Raw genomic sequence first — 16,435 nt, 5'->3', positions numbered from 1 at the left:
GGGGCGGTTCGGACGATCCCGATGTCAGCCGATCGGTTGATGCGGTCGGGGGTGCGCCACGCTAGACACGGAGGATGAGACACACCCCACCCGAGGAGCGGCGGCTGGCGGCGGTCGTGCACGTCGCCTTCTTCCTGCTGCTCGGCTCGTCGTTCGCCCGCTTCCTCAGCCGCGACCAGGGCGGGGCGCGCACGGGATGGGTGGGGGCGCTGTTCGCCGTCTTCTGCCTGCTCTACCTTCTCGGCCCGTTCCTCGCGCCGGCACCCCGCCCGGGCTCGGCGCCCACCGGCCGGCACCTGGGGTGGCTGGGCTCGGTGTCCGCGGTCTGGGTGGTCCTGCTCGCGCTCGCGCCGAGCGCCACCTGGTGTGTGATGCCGCTGTTGTTCGCGGGGCTGCACGCGCTGCCGCCGCGGCTCTCGGTGCCGCTCGCCGCCGTGCTCACCGCGCTGGTCGTGGTCAGCGAGGTGCGGGTGGCGGAGGGCGCGCTCAACCCGAACATGGTCGTCGCCCCGCCCGCCGTCGCCGCGGTCGCCACCGCCGTACTGGTGCATCTGCAGCGGCAGGGCGCCCGGCAGCGGGTGCTGATCGACGATCTGGTGCGCACCCGCCGGGACCTGGCCGCCACCGAGCGGCGGGCGGGGGTGCTGGCGGAGCGGCAGCGGCTGGCCTCGGAGATCCACGACACCCTCGCGCAAGGCATGTCCAGCCAGCGGATGCTGCTGCAGGCCGCCGAGCGGGTGTGGCGCACGGACCCCGACGCGGCGCGGGAACACGTCGGCAGGGCGGCCGAGATCACCTCCCGCAGCCTGGCCGAGGCCCGCCGCTTCGTCCACGACCTGGCACCCGCCGACCTGGACGGCCACTCCCTCCCCGCGGCCCTCGCCGCCCTCGCCGAGCGGGAGAGCGGCCCCGGTCTGACGGTCGTCTTCCGGCTGGACGGCGCGGCCGGACCGCTCCCGGAGCGGGTGGAGGCGACACTCCTGCGCATCGCCCAGGGCGCGCTGGCCAACGTCCGCGAGCACGCCGCCGCGACCCGGGCCGCGCTGACCCTGACCTGTCTCGACGACCAGGTCTCGCTGGACGTCGCCGACAACGGCCGCGGCTTCGACGTGCGGTCGCCCGCCGCCGGTGCGCCGGACCGGACGCGCGGGCACGGGCTGCCGGCCATGCGGATCCGGGCCCGGCAGTCGGGCGGCACGCTCACCGTGGAGTCCACGCCGGGCGAAGGCACGGTCGTGTCCGTGGCGGTCCCTCTCGTCCTCGACACCCCGAGGGAGCCGGTCTCGTGAGGGCGCCGGTACGTCTCCTGCTGTGCGACGACCACGCCGTCGTACGGGCCGGTCTGCGCGCGCTGCTGTCCAGCGCCGAGGGCATCGAGGTGGTCGGTGAGGCGGGCGGCGGCGAGGAGGCGCTCGCCCTGGCCTCCCGGCTGCGCCCCGACGTCGTCCTGATGGACCTCCAGCTCGGGGAGGGGATGGACGGGGTGACGGCGATCCGGCGCCTGGCCGCCGAGGGCTCACCGGCCCCGCGCGTGCTGGTGCTGACCATGTTCGACACCGACGCCGACATCACCCGTGCCATCGAGGCGGGCGCCACCGGCTACCTCCTCAAGGCCGAACGCCCCGAGGAATTGTTCGCGGCGATCCACAGCGCCGCGACGGGCCGTACGGCGCTGTCGCCGCCGGTGGCCGATCGGCTGCTGGCCCGGATGCGCAGCCCCGCGCCCACGCTGTCGGAGCGTGAGCACGAGATCCTCGGCCAGTTGGCCCGGGGCCTCGGCAACCGGGAGATCGCGCGGGCCCTCTTCATCAGCGAGGCGACCGTCAAGACCCATCTCGGGCGGATCTACGCCAAGTTGGGGGTGGAGACCCGGGCCGGGGCGGTGGCGGTGGCCAAGGAGCGGCGGCTGCTGCCCTAGGGGGGCGATGTGACCGGGAGGCTCCAGGAGAATCGCTCTTCCACACGCCCCCGGCCCGCGACTGGGTCACGCCCTTGCCCAGGTTCCGGCCCGCACCTAGCCTGACTTTGTGCCGTCGATAAACAAATCCCGTACGCACACCTCGCTACCGGCCGAGAGCCTCACCCGGCTCCGGATCACCCTCACCGCCTTCTTCGCCCTCGACGGCTTCGTCTTCGCCGGCTGGGTCGTGCGCATCCCGGCCGTCAAGGAGCAGACCGACGCCTCCGCCGGCACCCTGGGCCTGGCACTTCTCGGTGTCTCCGCCGGAGCGGTGGTGACCATGCCCCTCACCGGACGGCTCTGCCGCCGCCACGGCAGCCATCCGGTCACGGTCGTCTGTGCCGTCCTGCTCTCCCTCACCGTCACCCTGCCCCCACTCACCCTCTCCCCCCTCGCCCTCGGCGCCGTACTCCTGCTCTTCGGCGCGGCCTACGGCGGGATCAACGTGGCCTTCAACACTGCCGCCGTCGACCTGGTGGCGGCACTGCGCAGGCCGATCATGCCCACCTTCCACGCGGCCTTCAGCCTGGGCGGCATGATCGGCGCCGGACTCGGCGGGCTGGTCGCGGGATCCCTCTCCCCCGCCCGCCATCTGCTCGGCCTCGGGATCGTCGGCCTGCTCGTGACCGCATTCGCCGGACCGACACTGCTGCGGCACCCGCCGCCGACGCCGGCGAGCCGGCCGCGGACCGCCACCGAGTCGGTGTCCCGCCGCCCCACGCCCCGTACCCGCCGTCTCGTCCTCGTCTTCGGCCTCATCGCCCTGTGCACGGCCTACGGCGAGGGCGCCCTCGCCGACTGGGGCGCGTTGCACCTGCAGCAGGACCTGGGCTCCTCCGCCGAAGCCGCCGCGCTCGGTTACTCGTGTTTCGCGCTCGCCATGACGGTCGGCCGGCTGACCGGCACCACCCTCCTCGAACGGCTCGGCAGCACGCGTACGGTGGTGGCCGGCGGCGGTGTCGCGGCGGCCGGGATGCTGCTCGGTTCGCTGGCGCCGGCACTGTGGGCGGCGCTCCTGGGCTACCTGGTCACGGGGCTCGGCCTGGCCAACCTCTTCCCGGTGGCCGTCGAGCGCGCGGGCACCCTGGCGGGCCCGAGCGGAGTCGCCGTCGCCTCCACCCTCGGCTACGGCGGCATGCTCCTCGGGCCGCCCGCCATCGGCTTCATGGCCGAGTGGTTCTCCCTGCCCGCCGCACTGACCAGCGTGGCCGTGCTCGCGGGGCTGGCCGCGCTGATCGGCTTCGGCACCCGACGGGCGAGCTGACGCCACGGAAAAAGACAGGCCTTCGATCGCACTCCATCCGGCAGACTCACCACCATGGAGACTGCCGAGTTCATCCGCGTCCTCGACCGACAGGGCCGGTCGCTGGCCGACGCCGCGGCCGGGGCCGGTCCCGACGCCAAGGTGCCGACCTGCCCGGACTGGCAGGTCCGAGACCTGCTGCGGCACACGGGCATGGTGCACCGCTGGGCGAGGTCGTTCGTGGCCGAGGGCCGTACCTCGCCCCAGCCCGGCGGGGGGCTGCCGGACCTCGACGGCGCCGAGCTGCTGGACTGGTTCCGGGACGGGCATCGCATGCTCGTCGACACCCTCGCCTCCGCCCCGCCGGACGTGGAGTGCTGGCACTTCCTGCCCGCCCCCTCACCACTGGCGTTCTGGGCCAGGCGGCAGGCGCACGAGACGGCCGTGCACCGCGTGGACGCCGACTCGGCCCTCGGCCGTACGCCCGAGGAGAGCGCGCTCGACCTGCCCGCCGCCTTCGCCGCCGACGGCATCGACGAGTTGCTGTGCGGCTTCCACGCCCGCGCCAAGAGCGGGGTGCGGACCGAGGAGCCCCGGGTCCTGCGAGTCCGGGCCACGGACCTGGCCGAGGACGCCGTGTGGACCGTACGGCTGTCCCCCGAGCCGCCCGTGACGGAGCGGACCGCCGACGGGGACGCGGACTGCGAACTCACCGGGACGGCGGCGGGGCTCTATCTGGCGCTGTGGAACCGGTCGCCGTTCCCGGCCGTCTCCGGGGACGCGACGCTCGCTGCGCTGTGGCGGGAGAGGTCCGCCGTCACGTGACGCCGACGTCCGGTTGCGCCGGCACCCGCGTCAGCACCGCGCGCCGCACCGGCAGGAGGTCGCCGTGCGGCGCGCGCCCCTTGCCCGTGAGCGCCACCCGGACGCCCCGGCGGTCCTCGGCGCTTCCGCGCTCGACGAGGCCGTACCTCTCCAGGCGGGCGATCGGCCGGGAGAGCGCGCTCTGGCTGAAGCTGGACGCGTTCGGCGATCTCCTGGACACGGTAGCTGCCCGCGGCGTCCGGCGCGGCCGACTCGGCGAGCACGTCCAGAACCTCGAAGTCACCGGCGCACAGCCGGTGTCGGCGCAGTGCGCGGTCGAGGTCGCACCGGTCGGGGCACGCGGCGCCGGCATGTCCCGCCACTGCGGAGCCGGAGCCCACGGCGGTCCGCGACTGGGCGACGTCTCCCACTGTGCGCCCGGCGGGGGCGGTTGCTCCGCCGGGCGCACGCCTGTGAGAATCACCGGATGAGCGGTCACGGGGGGCGGCGGACGCAGGCGGAGCGGGATGCGATCACCGTCGAGATCGGATACGCGCTGTTCAGTGCGGGGTTCGCGGCGGCGGTGGTCTTCGGGGCCGTCGCCGGTCCCGCCCTGCTGTTCCGGCTCCCGGGCACGGTGGAGTGGTTGCTGATCCGCGCGGGACTCGTTCTGGTCCCGGTCCTGTTCGTGGCCCGTGTGGTGAGTGTGCTGTTGCGGTTCGCCGGGGCGCGTCAGCCGAGCCAGCCCGGCCGTACCAATCCGGACTCGTAGGCCAGGACGACCAGTTGGGCCCGGTCGCGGGCGCCCAGTTTCACCATGGTGCGGCTGACGTGGGTCTTGGCGGTGAGGGGGCTGACGACCAGGCGGCGGGCGATCTCCTCGTTGGACAGGCCGATGCCGACCAGCGCCATCACCTCCCGCTCGCGTTCCGTGAGCCGGCTCAGCTCTTCCGCCTCCGCGGGCTCCTTGGAGCGGGCGGCGAACTCGGCGATGAGCCGGCGCGTCACGCCCGGCGACAGCAGCGCGTCGCCTGCCACCACCGCCCGTACGGCGCGCAGGAGTTCGTCGGGTTCGGTGTCCTTCACCAAGAAGCCGGACGCCCCGGACCGGATCGCTTCGAAGACGTACTCGTCGAGCTCGAAGGTGGTGAGCATGACCACCTTCACCTGCGCCAGTGCCGCGTCCGCGGTGATCCTGCGGGTGGCCGCCAACCCGTCGAGCAGGGGCATGCGGATGTCCATCAGGACCACGTCCGGCCGCAGTTCTCGAACCTTGCCCACCGCCTCCTCGCCGTCGGCGGCCTCCCCGGCCACCTCGATGTCGGTCTGGGCGTCGAGCAACGCCCGGAACCCCGCCCGGACCAGGGACTGGTCGTCGGCGAGCAGTACGCGGATCACTGGTTTTCCCCCGTCTCCTCCGTCGCCCCCGCCGGCAGCACGGCGAGCACACGGAAGCCGCCGTCGGGACGCGGCCCCGCCTCGATCGTGCCACCCAGCGCCGCGGCCCGCTCCCGCATGCCGGCGAGCCCGTTCCCGCTGCCGCCCGCGTCCGCGCCGGTCGCCGGTCCGTCGTCGTCGATACGGAGCCGTAGCGTCCCGCCCGCCCGATCGAGCCGTACGCGCGCGTGGCGCGAGCCCGAGTGGCGTACGACGTTGGTGAGGGCCTCCTGGACGATGCGGAAGGCGGCGAGGTCGGTGCCGGGCGGCAACCGGGGCGCTTGTCCCTCCACCTGGACCGTGAGGCCCGCGCGGGCCGCCTGCTCGACCAGTTCGGGGAGCCGGTCCAGGCCGGGCACGGGCGCGCGCGGCGCGTCTCCCGGCGTGCGCAGACTGTCGAGCACCTGGCGCACCTCTCCGAGCGCCTCCTTGCTGGCCGACTTGATGGTGGTGAGGGCGGTGCGCGCCTGCTCCGGGTCGGCGTCGAGGAGGGCGAGTCCGACGCCCGCCTGCACATGGATGACGGAGAGGCTGTGCGCGAGGACGTCGTGCAGTTCACGGGCGATCCGCAGCCGCTCCTCGTCGGCGCGCCGCCGGGCCGCCTGTGCGCGCTCGGCCCGCTCCCGGGCCCACTGCTCGCGCCGCACCCGGGCCAGCTCAGCGACCGCCACGATCGCCACGACCCAGCCGGTGACCACGAGCTCCTGCCCGAAGGAGGCCGGCGCGTCCCCGGACGGCGGCAGCCACCGGTACAGCCAGTGCGCGACCAGCAGATGGACGGCGCACAGCAGCCCCAGCGCCGTCCAGGCGGCCTCCCGGTGCCCGGCGACGACGGCGGCGAAGCAGGCCACGGCCACCGTGAAGAAGACCGGGCCGTAGGCGTAGCCCGCACCGAGATAGAGCGCGGCCGTGACGGCCGTACCGAACACGACGGCCACCGGGTACCGGTGTCGCCACAGCAGAAGACCGCAGGCGATGAGCAGCAGGACGCGGGCGAAGGGGTCGAGGTCCGCGCGCTCGCCCTCCTGCACATGGGCGGCGAAGGTGGATCCGGCGAGGACGAAGACGGTGAGCAGCAGGGTGGACCGCCAGGGCCGGCGGCGGCCGTCCGGCTCCTCGCCCGCCCAGCGACGCATCCACGGCGGCCCGTGCCCCCACCACTGCCCCGGGCCCCCACCCGCGCGCACCTGCTCTACGTCCATGTCGGCCACGCTAGACGCCGGCGGCCGCAAGGAACGTCCGCCGGGCGTGGTGGTCGGCGGTACTCCCCTGGAAGTACGCCGGGTCTGCGGTCCGCGAGCGCGGCCTCCACGTCCCGTGCCGTCACGGACAGCACCCACACGGTCTCGGCGTACCGCACGGGTGTGAGGCCCGTGAGGACGGTGCCCCGGGTGGTCGCCGCGCGGTCCTGGACGTCCGCGTACGCGGCGCGCCCGGCGTCCGTGAGGGCGGAGCCGTTCGGGGCGGGTGCCGGTCTCCCGGATCGAGGTCGAGGGCCGACTGCCGTATCCGCGGCTCAGGACTCGTCGGCCTCCGCCGCCGGCGCAGCCGCCTCCTCCTGACGCCGGTCCATCATGGACAGCGCCCGCTGGGCCATCGGATGGGTACGGACGAGCTCGCCGAGGCTCGTCCGGCCGCGCGTGATGTCGGTGAACGCCCGCCAGGCCGGGCGGAAGCCGGTGAGGGCCGCGTGGAAGAGGCCCGGGCGGCGCTCGAAGAGGGCGAGCATCCGCTTGCCGACGGCCATCTCGACGCCGAGGCCCGCCTTGACGGCGAACGCGTAGTTCAGGGCCTGGCGGCGGGTGTCCACCGCGTCGTGCGCCTCCGCGATGCGCACCGCCCACTCGCCCGCGAGCCGGCCCGAGCGCAGCGCGAAGGAGATCCCCTCCCGGGTCCACGGTTCCAGCAGACCTGCCGCGTCACCGCAGACCAGGACCCGGCCGCGGGAGAGCGGTGAGTCGTCGGCGCGGCAGCGGGTGAGATGGCCGGAGGAGATGCTCGGCTCGAATCCGGCCAGGCCGAGCCGCCCGACGAAGTCCTCCAGATACCGCTTGGTGGCGGCGCCCTCGCCACGCGCGGAGATCACGCCGACCGTCAGCGTGTCCCCCTTGGGGAACACCCAGCCGTAACTGCCCGGGATCGGCCCCCAGTCGATGAGGACGCGTCCCTTCCAGTCCTCGGCGACCGTCTCCGGCACCGGGATCTCCGCCTCCAGGCCGAGATCCACCTGGTCGAGCTTCACGCCGACATGCGCCCCTATCCGGCTGGCGCTGCCGTCCGCGCCCACGACCGCCCGCGCCAGCAGCGTCTCGCCGCCCTGCAGGACGACGGCGACCGTGCGCCGGTCGGGCACCGCCGAGCCGTGCTGCTCGACCCGCGTGACGGTGACGCCCGTACGCAGTTCGGCGCCCGCCTTCTGGGCGTGCTCGACCAGCTGCTGGTCGAACTCGGGCCGGTTGATCAGCCCGAACAGCATCTGACGGGAGCGCCGGGTGCGGGCGAAGCGCCCGTTGTTCGAGAAGGTCACCGCGTGCACCCGGTCGCGGAAGGCCAGCTCGAAGCCCGGGGGCAGCGCGTCCCGGGAAGGGCCGATGACGCCGCCGCCGCACGTCTTGTAGCGGGGCAGCTCCGCCTTCTCCAGCAACAGCACGCGCCGTCCCGTGACCGCCGCCGCGTAGGCGGCGGAAGCCCCCGCCGGTCCCGCGCCCACCACGACGACGTCCCACACCTGCCGCACGTCGTCCGCCGAAGAGTTCTCGCTGCTCACGATGGTCTACTGCTCCCGATCAAGCCGCCTGCCGCACCTGTCCCCCGCATCCTACGGCGGAGATCGTCACGGTCCGATGACGGTCCGCTGTGGCAGGATCGGCGGCGTGCGCGACCCCATCCGACAGGCGCGTACGCTCGCACGGTCCCCCGAACGGACCAGTGTCACCCTGTACAACGTCGCACCCACAAGGAGCGTGCCCATGTCGTCGAATCCGGTCGCCGAGACCGTCGCGTCGCTGATGCCCAGGGCGAAGACGGAGCTCGCCGAACTGGTGGCGTTCAAGTCGGTGGCGGACTTCGACCAGTTCCCGAAGAGCGAGAGCGAGGCCGCCGCACGCTGGATCACGGCCGCGCTGCGCGCCGAGGGCTTCCAGGACGTGACCCTCCTCGACACGCCCGACGGCACCCAGTCGGTATACGGCTACCTGCCCGGCCCCGAGGGTGCCCGGACCGTGCTGCTCTACGCGCACTACGACGTCCAGCCGCCGCTGGACGAGTCCGGCTGGACCACCCCGCCCTTCGAACTGACCGAGCGCGACGGCCGCTGGTACGGGCGCGGCAGCGCCGACTGCAAGGGCGGCCTCATCATGCACCTGCTCGCGCTGCGCGCCCTCAAGGCGAACGGCGGGGTCCCGGTGCACGTGAAAGTGATCGTCGAGGGTTCCGAGGAGCAGGGCACAGGCGGTCTGGAGCGGTACGCCGAGGAGCACCCGCGGCTGCTCACCGCCGACACCATCGTCATCGGCGACGCGGGCAACTTCCGTGTCGGCCTGCCCACCGTCACCTCCACCCTGCGCGGCATGACCATGATGCGGGTGAAGATCGACACCCTCGAGGGGAACCTGCACTCCGGCCAGTTCGGCGGGGCCGCCCCCGACGCGCTGGGCGCGCTGATCCGCGTACTGGACTCGCTGCGCGCCGAGGACGGCTCCACCACCGTCGACGGGCTGACCGACGACGCCCGCTGGGAGGGCCTGCAGTACGGGGAGGAGCAGTTCCGCCGGGACGCCAAGGTCCTCGACGGCGTCGAGCTGATCGGCTCGGGCACGGTCGCCGACCGCATCTGGGCCCGCCCGTCCGTCACCGTCCTCGGCATCGACTGCCCGCCGGTCGTCGGTGCCACCCCGTCCGTGCAGGCGAGCGCCCGCGCGCTGATCAGCCTGCGAGTGCCGCCGGGGGTGGACGCGGCCGAGGCGGCCAAGCTGCTCCAGGCCCACCTGGAGGCGCACACCCCGTGGGGTGCGCGGGTGAGCACGGAGCAGATCGGCCAGGGCCAGCCGTTCAGCGCCGACACCACCAGCCCGGCGTACGCGGCGATGGCCCGGGCGATGGCGGTGGCCTATCCGGACCAGGAGATGCAGTACGCCGGCCAGGGCGGCTCCATCCCGCTGTGCAACACCCTCGCGGCCCTCTACCCGAACGCGGAGATCCTCCTCATCGGCCTGAGCGAGCCGGAGGCGCAGATCCACGCGGTCGACGAGAGCGTGTCCCCGGAGGAACTGGAGCGCCTCTCGGTGGCCGAGGCCCTGTTCCTGCGCAACTACGCGGCGAGCTGAGCCCCTCGGCGGTACTGCGGAAGCGGCGGACAGATCCGGCGCCGGGCGCCGGGGACGGCGGTCACCGACCTGTGCGGTGTGTCGGTGAGGAGCCTGAGTCCTTCGGGCACGCCTGCGCCGAGGGGCTGCGGTGGGGACGGGTTCCCCAGGGGCGGCCTCGCCGGTGCGCCGTCACGCGCCGGTCGCCGTCTTGGGGCAGGAGTCGAGCGTCGGCTGGCGGAACAGAACCCCTCGACCCCGATTTCGGCTCAGGAGGTGCGCCGGGCGCTCAGCCGACCGGGATCCCGGCCTCCAGGTACAGGGCGGCGCCGCGCTCCCGTGCCCGCAGCGCCCAGCGCAGCCGCTCGTAGCGGACCGGCGGCAGGAGGTCCGCCGCCTCCTCCTCCGTGACGAAACGCCAGCCGCGCAGCTCGGGCCCGGGCAGCAGCAGGCCCTCGACGGCCACCGGGTCCAGCCGGCCGCCGTCGAAGAGGAGGCGCAGTCCGCCGTAGCCGGGCGGCAGGGGCCGCTCCCAGTCGACGACGAGCAGCCGGGGGACGTCGTCCAGCCGGACCCCGGTCTCCTCCAGGACCTCGCGCATGCCCGCGCGCGCGGGCGCCTCGCCGGGTTCCACCACTCCGCCGGGGAACTCCCAGCCCGGCTTGTAGGTGGGGTCGACGAGCAGCACGCGGTCCTGGTCGTCGAAGAGCAGCACCCCGGCGGCGAGCGTCTCGCCGGTGGGCTCGGGGGTCTGCACGATGTCGCAGGCCAGCGCGGCACCGGTGCCGACCGCCTCGGCGATGCGGACGGCGGTCTCGTACGGATTGAGGTGGCTGGTGTCGACGAGGTGGGCGTCGGCGGCGAGCCAGGAGGCCAGGGCCGCGCGGTAGGGCTCGATGTGCTCGTAGGACCACTGCCGGACGCGTATGTCGCCGTCGGGGAGGTCTGGCGGCACCTCCCGGCCGGCTATCCGCCCGCGCAGGATCGTTTCCGCCGGAGCGAGGAGGACGTGGCGGACGGGTATGCGGCGGGCGGCGAGGCCGCCGAAGATCTCGTCGCGGTACTCCTGGCGGAGCAGGGTCATGGGGACGACGAGGGTGCCGCCGAGCTCACCGAGCAGCGCGGCGGCGGTGTCGATCACGAGCCGTCGCCAGATCGGCAGGTCCTGGAAGTCGCCGACCTCGGCGAGGCGCTTGGGCGGCAGCAGGTGCGGGAGCGCTCCGCCGATGACCTCGGGGTCGAAGAGCGTGCTGTTCGGGATCAGGTCGATCAGTTCCCGTGCGGTCGTGGTCTTGCCCGCACCGAACGCGCCGTTGATCCAAACGACGGTCACATGTCCCCCTCTTCTGTTGGCCCCCTGTGGCTTGCCCGCTCCACCCTGCCACGGAAACCAGTTCGGGGAAGAGGGCGCAAGAAGGCCGCGGCGCCGGTGCCCGGTGGGGGGGGCGGCGCCACGGCCCGATACGTCCCGCGTCCGCCGTCAGTCGCCCTGGCCCAGGGCGTCGTCGTCGACGGCCAGGCTGTCCTCGGCGATGGTGTGGTCGAGCGTGCTGAGGGTGTCGCCCACGTTCAGGCCGTCGAGGTCCTCGGCGCCCAGGCCGTGGGAAGGGGTGATCGCCGCGACGACGAAGCCGGTGGCGAGGGAGGCGATGGCGAGCATGCTGCGCTTCTTCATGCCCACTCCAACGGCGACGGCGGGTCGAGGTCACGCCCCCCGGCGGGGATCAGCCCCGCCGACCGACCCGCCTGAACGTTCCTGCAGGACCCGCTCGACTCATGAGCCCTCCAGAACCCCTCACACCCGGGCCGCCGCGCTCCCCGCCAGCGCCGCCGCGGCCGCGCCCACCAGCCCCGCGTCCGTCCCCATCTGCGCCGGCACCACCGTCAGACGCCGGACGAACGACAGGGTCGCGTAGTCGCCGAGGGATCGGCGCAGGGGCGCGAAGAGGATCTCGCCCGCCTTGCCCACGCCTCCGCCGATCACCGCGATGTCGATCTCCACGAGGGTCGCGGTGGCCGCGATGCCGGCGGCGAGGGCCTGGGCGGCCCGCTCGAAGGAGGCCACGGCCACCGGGTCCCCCGCGCGGGCGGCGGCAGCCACCGCGGCAGCGGAGGTGTCGCCGTCGGGGCCGGGCCGCCAGCCGTTCTCCAGGGCACGGCGGGAGATGTTGGGGCCGCTCGCGATGCGCTCCACACAGCCGCGCGCCCCGCACGGGCAGGGATCGCCGTCGAGATCGACGCTGATGTGACCGATGTGACCGGCGTTGCCGGTGGGGCCGGGGTGCAGTCGTCCGCCGAGGACGAGGCCCCCGCCCACGCCCGTGGAGACCACCATGCACAGGGCGTTGTCATGCCCGCGGGCCGCGCCCTGCCAGTGCTCGGCCGCCGTGATCGCCACGCCGTCGCCGATCAGCTCGACCGGCAGGGCGCCGGTCACGGACCGCACGCGGTCGACGAGCGGGTAGTCCCGCCAGCCGGGCACGTTCACCGGACTGACCGTGCCGGCGGAGGCGTCCACGGGCCCGGCGCTGCCGATGCCGACGGCGTAGGCGCGCGGCCACAGCGGCGAGGCGGTCAGTTCCTTCAGCACCTCATCGACGGCCGCCATCACCGTGTCGCCGCCCTCCCGTGCGGGCGTGGGCCGCTGGGCGCGAACCAGGATCGAGCCGTCGCCGTCCACCAGGGCTCCGGCGATCTTGGTGCCGCCTATGTCGAGCGCGGCCACGAGGTCGGTCTGCATCAAAGTCTCGGTTCTCCCCGTCAGCCTTGGAAAAGGGCCCGGCCGGCCTGTGGTGGGGGACGTGGGCCGGAGTTTGTCGTTGGACAGTCTCTCGCGGATCTGACAACGTTGTCCAGGTTCTATGCTCGACGCCACATCCTCATACAAACCCAGGGACCCAGCCACCCCGTCGGCAACATTTCGTGCACGGCGGCCTGGAGACACGTCCCGCGGACGACAGGAACAGGACACCGCATCGTGCCCGAGACGCAGCGCCGCCCCGAGAGCCGTTACGGCAACCGTCCCACCATGAAGGACGTCGCGGCACGCGCCGGGGTGGGACTCAAGACCGTCTCGCGCGTGGTGAACGGCGAGCCCGGGGTCACTCCCGAGACCGAGCGCCGGGTCCAGGAGGCCATCGACGCGCTCGGCTTCCGGCGCAACGACAGCGCGCGGGTGCTGCGCAAGGGCCGCACCGCGAGCATCGGCCTGGTCCTCGAGGACCTCGCGGACCCGTTCTACGGCCCGCTCAGCCGCGCGGTGGAGGAGGTGGCCCGCGCCCACGGCGCACTGCTCATCAACGGCTCCAGCGCCGAGGACCCGGACCGTGAGCAGGAGCTGGCGCTGGCGCTGTGCGCCCGCAGGGTGGACGGTCTGGTGATCATCCCGGCCGGAGACGACCACCGGTACCTGGAGCCCGAGATCAAGGCGGGCGTGGCGACGGTCTTCGTGGACCGGCCGGCCGGGCGCATCGACGCGGACTGCGTGCTGTCGGACAACTTCGGCGGGGCCCGTGAGGGGGTGGCCCATCTGATCGCGCAGGGGCACCGCCGGATCGGCTTCATCGGCGACATGCCGCGCATCCACACGGCGGTGGAACGGCTGCGCGGCTATCGGGCGGCGATGGAGGACGCCGGGATAGTGGTCGAGGACGCCTGGATGTCGCTGGGCAGCACCGATCCGGACCGGGTGCGGCGGGCCGCCGAGGAGCTGCTGTCCGGTCCCGAGCCGGTCACGGCGATCTTCTCGGGCAACAACCGGGTGACGGTCACCGTGATCCGGGTCCTCGCGGAGCGCTCCCACGGGGTCGCCCTGGTGGCCTTCGACGACCTGGAACTGGCCGATCTCCTGCAGCCGGGTGTGACCGTGGTCGCCCAGGACGCGGCGGCGCTCGGCCGCACCGCCGCCGAGCGCCTGTTCCGGCAGCTGGAGGGCACCCTGATCGTCCCCGAACGCATCGAGCTCCCGACCCGGCTCATCACCCGCGGCTCGGGCGAGCTGCCGCCGGCGGACTGAGGCGGGGCCGGTCCGGCGGACCGCCGCGGGTCCGCCCGCCGTGGGACCGCAGACCGCGCCGGGCGTCCGCCGGCTGAGGCAGACTGGACGGAGATGGACGAACGACACGAGCACCGCACGCTGGAGGCGCTGGGTCTGGCTCATGCGCCACGCGACCACCCGCTCGCCTACCCGGGCAAGTGGCCGACGGAGTCGGGCCTGCTCGCCGGCGATCTGCTGCTGCCGCTGGAGCGCCTCACGCATCCCGGCCGCACCCCCGTCCTGGCCGTCGGCTCCAACGCCTCCCCGGGGCAACTGCGGCACAAGATGGCCGCGTTGGGGATCACCTCGCCCATTCCGATGGTGCGAACCCGGGTGACGGGCATCGGTATCGGCGTCTCCGCGCATGTGAGCCGCCTGGGATACGTCTCCGCCTCCCCCGTCGACTCCCCCGGTGCGACGCGTCGGTTGTTCGTCATCTGGCTGGACGCCGAGCAACTCGCCGCCGTGGACGCGACCGAGCCGAACTACGACCGTGTCGTCCTGCCCGCGCCGCGGTTCCATGTCGAGGCGGAGAACGGCGAGACGCTCCCCGAAGTGTTCTCGTACGTGAATCGGCACGGTGTCCTGCGCAATGGCACCGACACCCCGCGCCGCCACCCCGGCCAGCACGCGCTGATCACTGAACTCCTGCTCAGATCAACGGCGTTGAGGGAGATGTTCGGAACCACCCCGGAGGAGTTCGTCACCCGCGCCCGGGCCGACGCGCTGCTGTGCGAACGGGGCACCCGGCTGTTCGCGAAGGAGAATCTCGTGACGCATTCCGGGCTGGAGCACCTGCGCCTCGGTTAGGATCAAGGCACGGCATCGCGTGTCGGTCACCGGCCGGGTGAGGCATGGAGGTGCCCGTGAGTTTGCCTTGCGGAGGCATTCCACACATGTCAGTCGAGCTGAACCACACCATCGTCCACTCCCGGGACAACCGGGAGTCCGCCGAATTCCTCGCACACGTCCTCGGGCTCGAAGTCGGGGCCGAGTGGGGCCCGTTCGTCCCGGTGAGCACGAGCAACGGGGTCACTCTGGACTTCGCCGCCATCCCGGCGGAGTCGATCGTCATGCAGCATTACGCGTTCCTCGTCTCCGAAGAGGAGTTCGACGCCGCGTTCGACCGGATCGAGCGAGCCGGGATCACGTACTTCGCGGATCCCCACGGCAAGCACCCCGGTGAGATCAACCACCACCACGGCGGCCGGGGCCTGTACTTCATGGATCCGGCCGGGCACGGGATGGAGATCATCACGCGCCCGTACGAGTTCCCCGAGCAGTAGCCCAGGCGGCTAGGGCGCCGAAGCCGTCAGATCCCCTCGCCGAGGTGCCGCGAAGCCCTCCAGTGCCGCCCGGGGCAGCCCGGTCGCCGCGGTCACCTCGGCGAGGTCGAGGGCGCCGCAGTCCAGGCCGCGCAGCAGATGGCCGCTGAGGGCCTTGGCGGTGGCCGGTTCGTCCATCACGTCTCCCCCGGCCCGGTTGGCATACCGGGACAGTCGCCCGGCGGCCTGGGCGAACCCCTCGCGATAGAAGGCGAAGACGGCCGCGTAGCGGGTGGGGATGTGGGCGGGGTGCATGTCCCAGCCCTGGTAGTAGGCCCGGGAGAGGGCGCGGCGGGTGAGGCTGTAGTGCAGGCGCCAGGCGTCGTGGACCTTCTCGGTGGGGCCGACGGGCAGGACGTTGGTGGAGCCGTCGGAGACGCGGACGCCGGTGCCGGCGGCGGCGACCTGCATGACCGCCTTGGCGTGATCGGCGGCGGGATGGTCGGAGGCCTGGTAGGCGGCGGAGACGCCGAGGCAGGCGCTGTAGTCGAAGGTGCCGTAGTGCAGGCCCGTGGCGCGGCCCTCGGCGGCCTGGATCATACGGGCGACCGTGGCGGTGCCGTCGGTGGCGAGGATGGCCTGGCTGGTCTCGATCTGGATCTCGAAGCCTAGCCGGCCGGGTGCGAGCCCGTGCGCCTTCTCGAAGGCCTCCAGGAGCCGCACCATGGCGGTGACCTGCTCGGGATACGTCACCTTCGGCAATGTCAGCACCAGGCCCTCGGGCAGACCCCCGGCACCCATCAGGCCGGTGAGGAAGATGTCGAGGGTGCGGATCCCCCGGTCGCGTACGGCGGCCTCCATGCACTTCATGCGGATGCCCATGTACGGGGCCGCCGTGCCCTTGGCGTGGGCCTCGGCGACGAGCCGTGCCGTCCGAGCGGCCGCCTCGTCCTCCTCGGCGTCGGGACGGAGGCCGTAGCCGTCCTCGAAGTCGACCCGCAGATCCTCGATGGGCTCGCGCTCCAGTTTGGCCCGCACACGCGCGTACACGGGTCCGGCGAGTTCGCCGGACAGGCCGAGGCAGTCGGCGAAGGAGGCGGCGTCCGGGGCGTGCTCGTCGAGCGCGGCGAGGGCCCTCTCGCCCCAGGAGCGGAGGGTGTCGGCGGCGAACGCGTCGGCGGGGACGTAGACGGTGTGGACGGGCTGGCGGGTGCCGGGGTCTCCGGGGTAGCAGCGGTCGAGTTCGGCGTCGACGGGGGTGAGGGAGGCGCTGATCTCCTCGCTGACGGCACCCGCGAGGCTCGTCGTCACCGTCTCCTGCTGCCCCTGCCCCATTCCCACACCCTCCTGCTTTCCGTTGTGCGGAATCAACAATCCGTAGAATGA

The 16,435-nt window shown here is 73.3% G+C and carries 16 protein-coding genes and 1 pseudogene; 9 read left to right on the top strand and 8 right to left on the bottom strand.

The features are described from left to right. Positions 1-74 precede the first annotated feature (74 nt). The 4 genes from ACIBVL_RS20795 (at position 75) to ACIBVL_RS20780 (ending at position 4,028) form a co-directional block, all read left to right on the top strand. Positions 75-1,289 (top strand): sensor histidine kinase, encoded by a 1,215-nt coding sequence (locus ACIBVL_RS20795; protein ID WP_399098682.1) that lies wholly within the window; start codon positions 75-77, stop codon positions 1,287-1,289. Continuing rightward, a complete protein-coding gene (locus ACIBVL_RS20790) occupies positions 1,286-1,918 on the top strand; it encodes a response regulator (RefSeq protein WP_399098681.1) in 633 nt (210 codons plus the stop codon). The genes ACIBVL_RS20795 and ACIBVL_RS20790 overlap by 4 nt, the downstream gene beginning before the upstream one ends. Positions 1,919-2,027: 109 nt before the next feature. Beyond that, on the top strand, positions 2,028-3,224 hold the full coding sequence (locus ACIBVL_RS20785; protein WP_399098680.1) for an MFS transporter: 1,197 nt from the start codon (positions 2,028-2,030) through the stop codon (positions 3,222-3,224). A gap of 54 nt (positions 3,225-3,278) precedes the next feature. Continuing rightward, complete coding sequence (locus ACIBVL_RS20780; protein WP_399098679.1) at positions 3,279-4,028, top strand: maleylpyruvate isomerase family mycothiol-dependent enzyme; 750 nt, start codon at positions 3,279-3,281, stop codon at positions 4,026-4,028. Here ACIBVL_RS20780 and ACIBVL_RS20775 read toward each other — a convergent pair. Further along, positions 4,021-4,380 (bottom strand): annotated as a pseudogene (locus tag ACIBVL_RS20775) (MarR family transcriptional regulator). The gene ACIBVL_RS20780 and the pseudogene ACIBVL_RS20775 sit on opposite strands and share 8 nt — an antisense overlap. A 114-nt stretch (positions 4,381-4,494) precedes the next feature. Between ACIBVL_RS20775 and ACIBVL_RS20770 the strand changes: the two are divergent. Beyond that, on the top strand, positions 4,495-4,779 hold the full coding sequence (locus tag ACIBVL_RS20770; RefSeq protein WP_399098678.1) for a DUF6332 family protein: 285 nt from the start codon (positions 4,495-4,497) through the stop codon (positions 4,777-4,779). Here the strand turns inward: ACIBVL_RS20770 and ACIBVL_RS20765 are convergent. The 3 genes from ACIBVL_RS20765 to ACIBVL_RS20755 form a co-directional block, all read right to left on the bottom strand. Further along, positions 4,740-5,405, bottom strand: coding sequence for a response regulator (locus tag ACIBVL_RS20765; RefSeq protein ID WP_399098677.1), 666 nt, complete (start codon positions 5,403-5,405; stop codon positions 4,740-4,742). The genes ACIBVL_RS20770 and ACIBVL_RS20765 overlap by 40 nt on opposite strands. Further along, positions 5,402-6,646 carry a sensor histidine kinase gene (locus ACIBVL_RS20760; RefSeq protein WP_399098676.1) on the bottom strand — a complete coding sequence of 415 codons (1,245 nt, stop codon included), beginning with the start codon at positions 6,644-6,646 and terminating at the stop codon, positions 5,402-5,404. The genes ACIBVL_RS20765 and ACIBVL_RS20760 overlap by 4 nt, the downstream gene beginning before the upstream one ends. Positions 6,647-6,960: 314 nt before the next feature. Next, positions 6,961-8,211: a geranylgeranyl reductase family protein gene (locus tag ACIBVL_RS20755; protein ID WP_399098675.1), complete on the bottom strand. Its 1,251-nt coding sequence runs from the start codon at positions 8,209-8,211 to the stop codon at positions 6,961-6,963. 202 nt (positions 8,212-8,413) lie between these two features. Here ACIBVL_RS20755 and ACIBVL_RS20750 point away from each other — a divergent pair, with 202 nt between their 5' ends. Continuing rightward, complete coding sequence (locus ACIBVL_RS20750) at positions 8,414-9,769, top strand: dipeptidase (RefSeq protein WP_399098674.1); 1,356 nt, start codon at positions 8,414-8,416, stop codon at positions 9,767-9,769. Positions 9,770-10,037: 268 nt separating this feature from the next. On the opposite strand, the gene ACIBVL_RS20745 is transcribed toward ACIBVL_RS20750, so the two are convergent. The 3 genes from ACIBVL_RS20745 to ACIBVL_RS20735 form a co-directional block, all read right to left on the bottom strand. After that, on the bottom strand, positions 10,038-11,081 hold the full coding sequence (locus ACIBVL_RS20745) for an NUDIX domain-containing protein (protein ID WP_399098673.1): 1,044 nt from the start codon (positions 11,079-11,081) through the stop codon (positions 10,038-10,040). A 147-nt stretch (positions 11,082-11,228) separates the two neighbouring features. Further along, positions 11,229-11,423, bottom strand: coding sequence for a hypothetical protein (locus ACIBVL_RS20740; RefSeq protein ID WP_399098672.1), 195 nt, complete (start codon positions 11,421-11,423; stop codon positions 11,229-11,231). Positions 11,424-11,543: 120 nt separating this feature from the next. After that, complete coding sequence (locus ACIBVL_RS20735; RefSeq protein ID WP_399098671.1) at positions 11,544-12,488, bottom strand: ROK family protein; 945 nt, start codon at positions 12,486-12,488, stop codon at positions 11,544-11,546. A gap of 237 nt (positions 12,489-12,725) precedes the next feature. On the opposite strand from ACIBVL_RS20735, the gene ACIBVL_RS20730 reads away from it, so the two are divergent. From ACIBVL_RS20730 to ACIBVL_RS20720, 3 genes are all read left to right on the top strand, one after another. Then, positions 12,726-13,763 (top strand): LacI family DNA-binding transcriptional regulator, encoded by a 1,038-nt coding sequence (locus ACIBVL_RS20730; RefSeq protein WP_399098669.1) that lies wholly within the window; start codon positions 12,726-12,728, stop codon positions 13,761-13,763. A 93-nt stretch (positions 13,764-13,856) separates the two neighbouring features. Then, complete coding sequence (locus tag ACIBVL_RS20725; RefSeq protein ID WP_399098668.1) at positions 13,857-14,594, top strand: hypothetical protein; 738 nt, start codon at positions 13,857-13,859, stop codon at positions 14,592-14,594. A gap of 86 nt (positions 14,595-14,680) precedes the next feature. Further along, positions 14,681-15,070: a VOC family protein gene (locus ACIBVL_RS20720; protein WP_399098667.1), complete on the top strand. Its 390-nt coding sequence runs from the start codon at positions 14,681-14,683 to the stop codon at positions 15,068-15,070. A gap of 9 nt (positions 15,071-15,079) precedes the next feature. Here ACIBVL_RS20720 and ACIBVL_RS20715 read toward each other — a convergent pair whose 3' ends face one another. Further along, positions 15,080-16,384, bottom strand: a complete 1,305-nt coding sequence (locus tag ACIBVL_RS20715) for a DUF6986 family protein (protein ID WP_399098666.1) — start codon at positions 16,382-16,384, stop codon at positions 15,080-15,082. Between the last annotated feature and the right edge of the window lie 51 nt (positions 16,385-16,435).

This window comes from Streptomyces sp. NPDC049687 (assembly GCF_044465285.1).
In the GTDB taxonomy this organism is placed as follows: Bacteria; Actinomycetota; Actinomycetes; order Streptomycetales; family Streptomycetaceae; genus Streptomyces.
The sequence above is the reverse complement of the archived record's forward strand: the minus strand, read 5'-3'. Positions and strand labels throughout refer to the sequence as shown.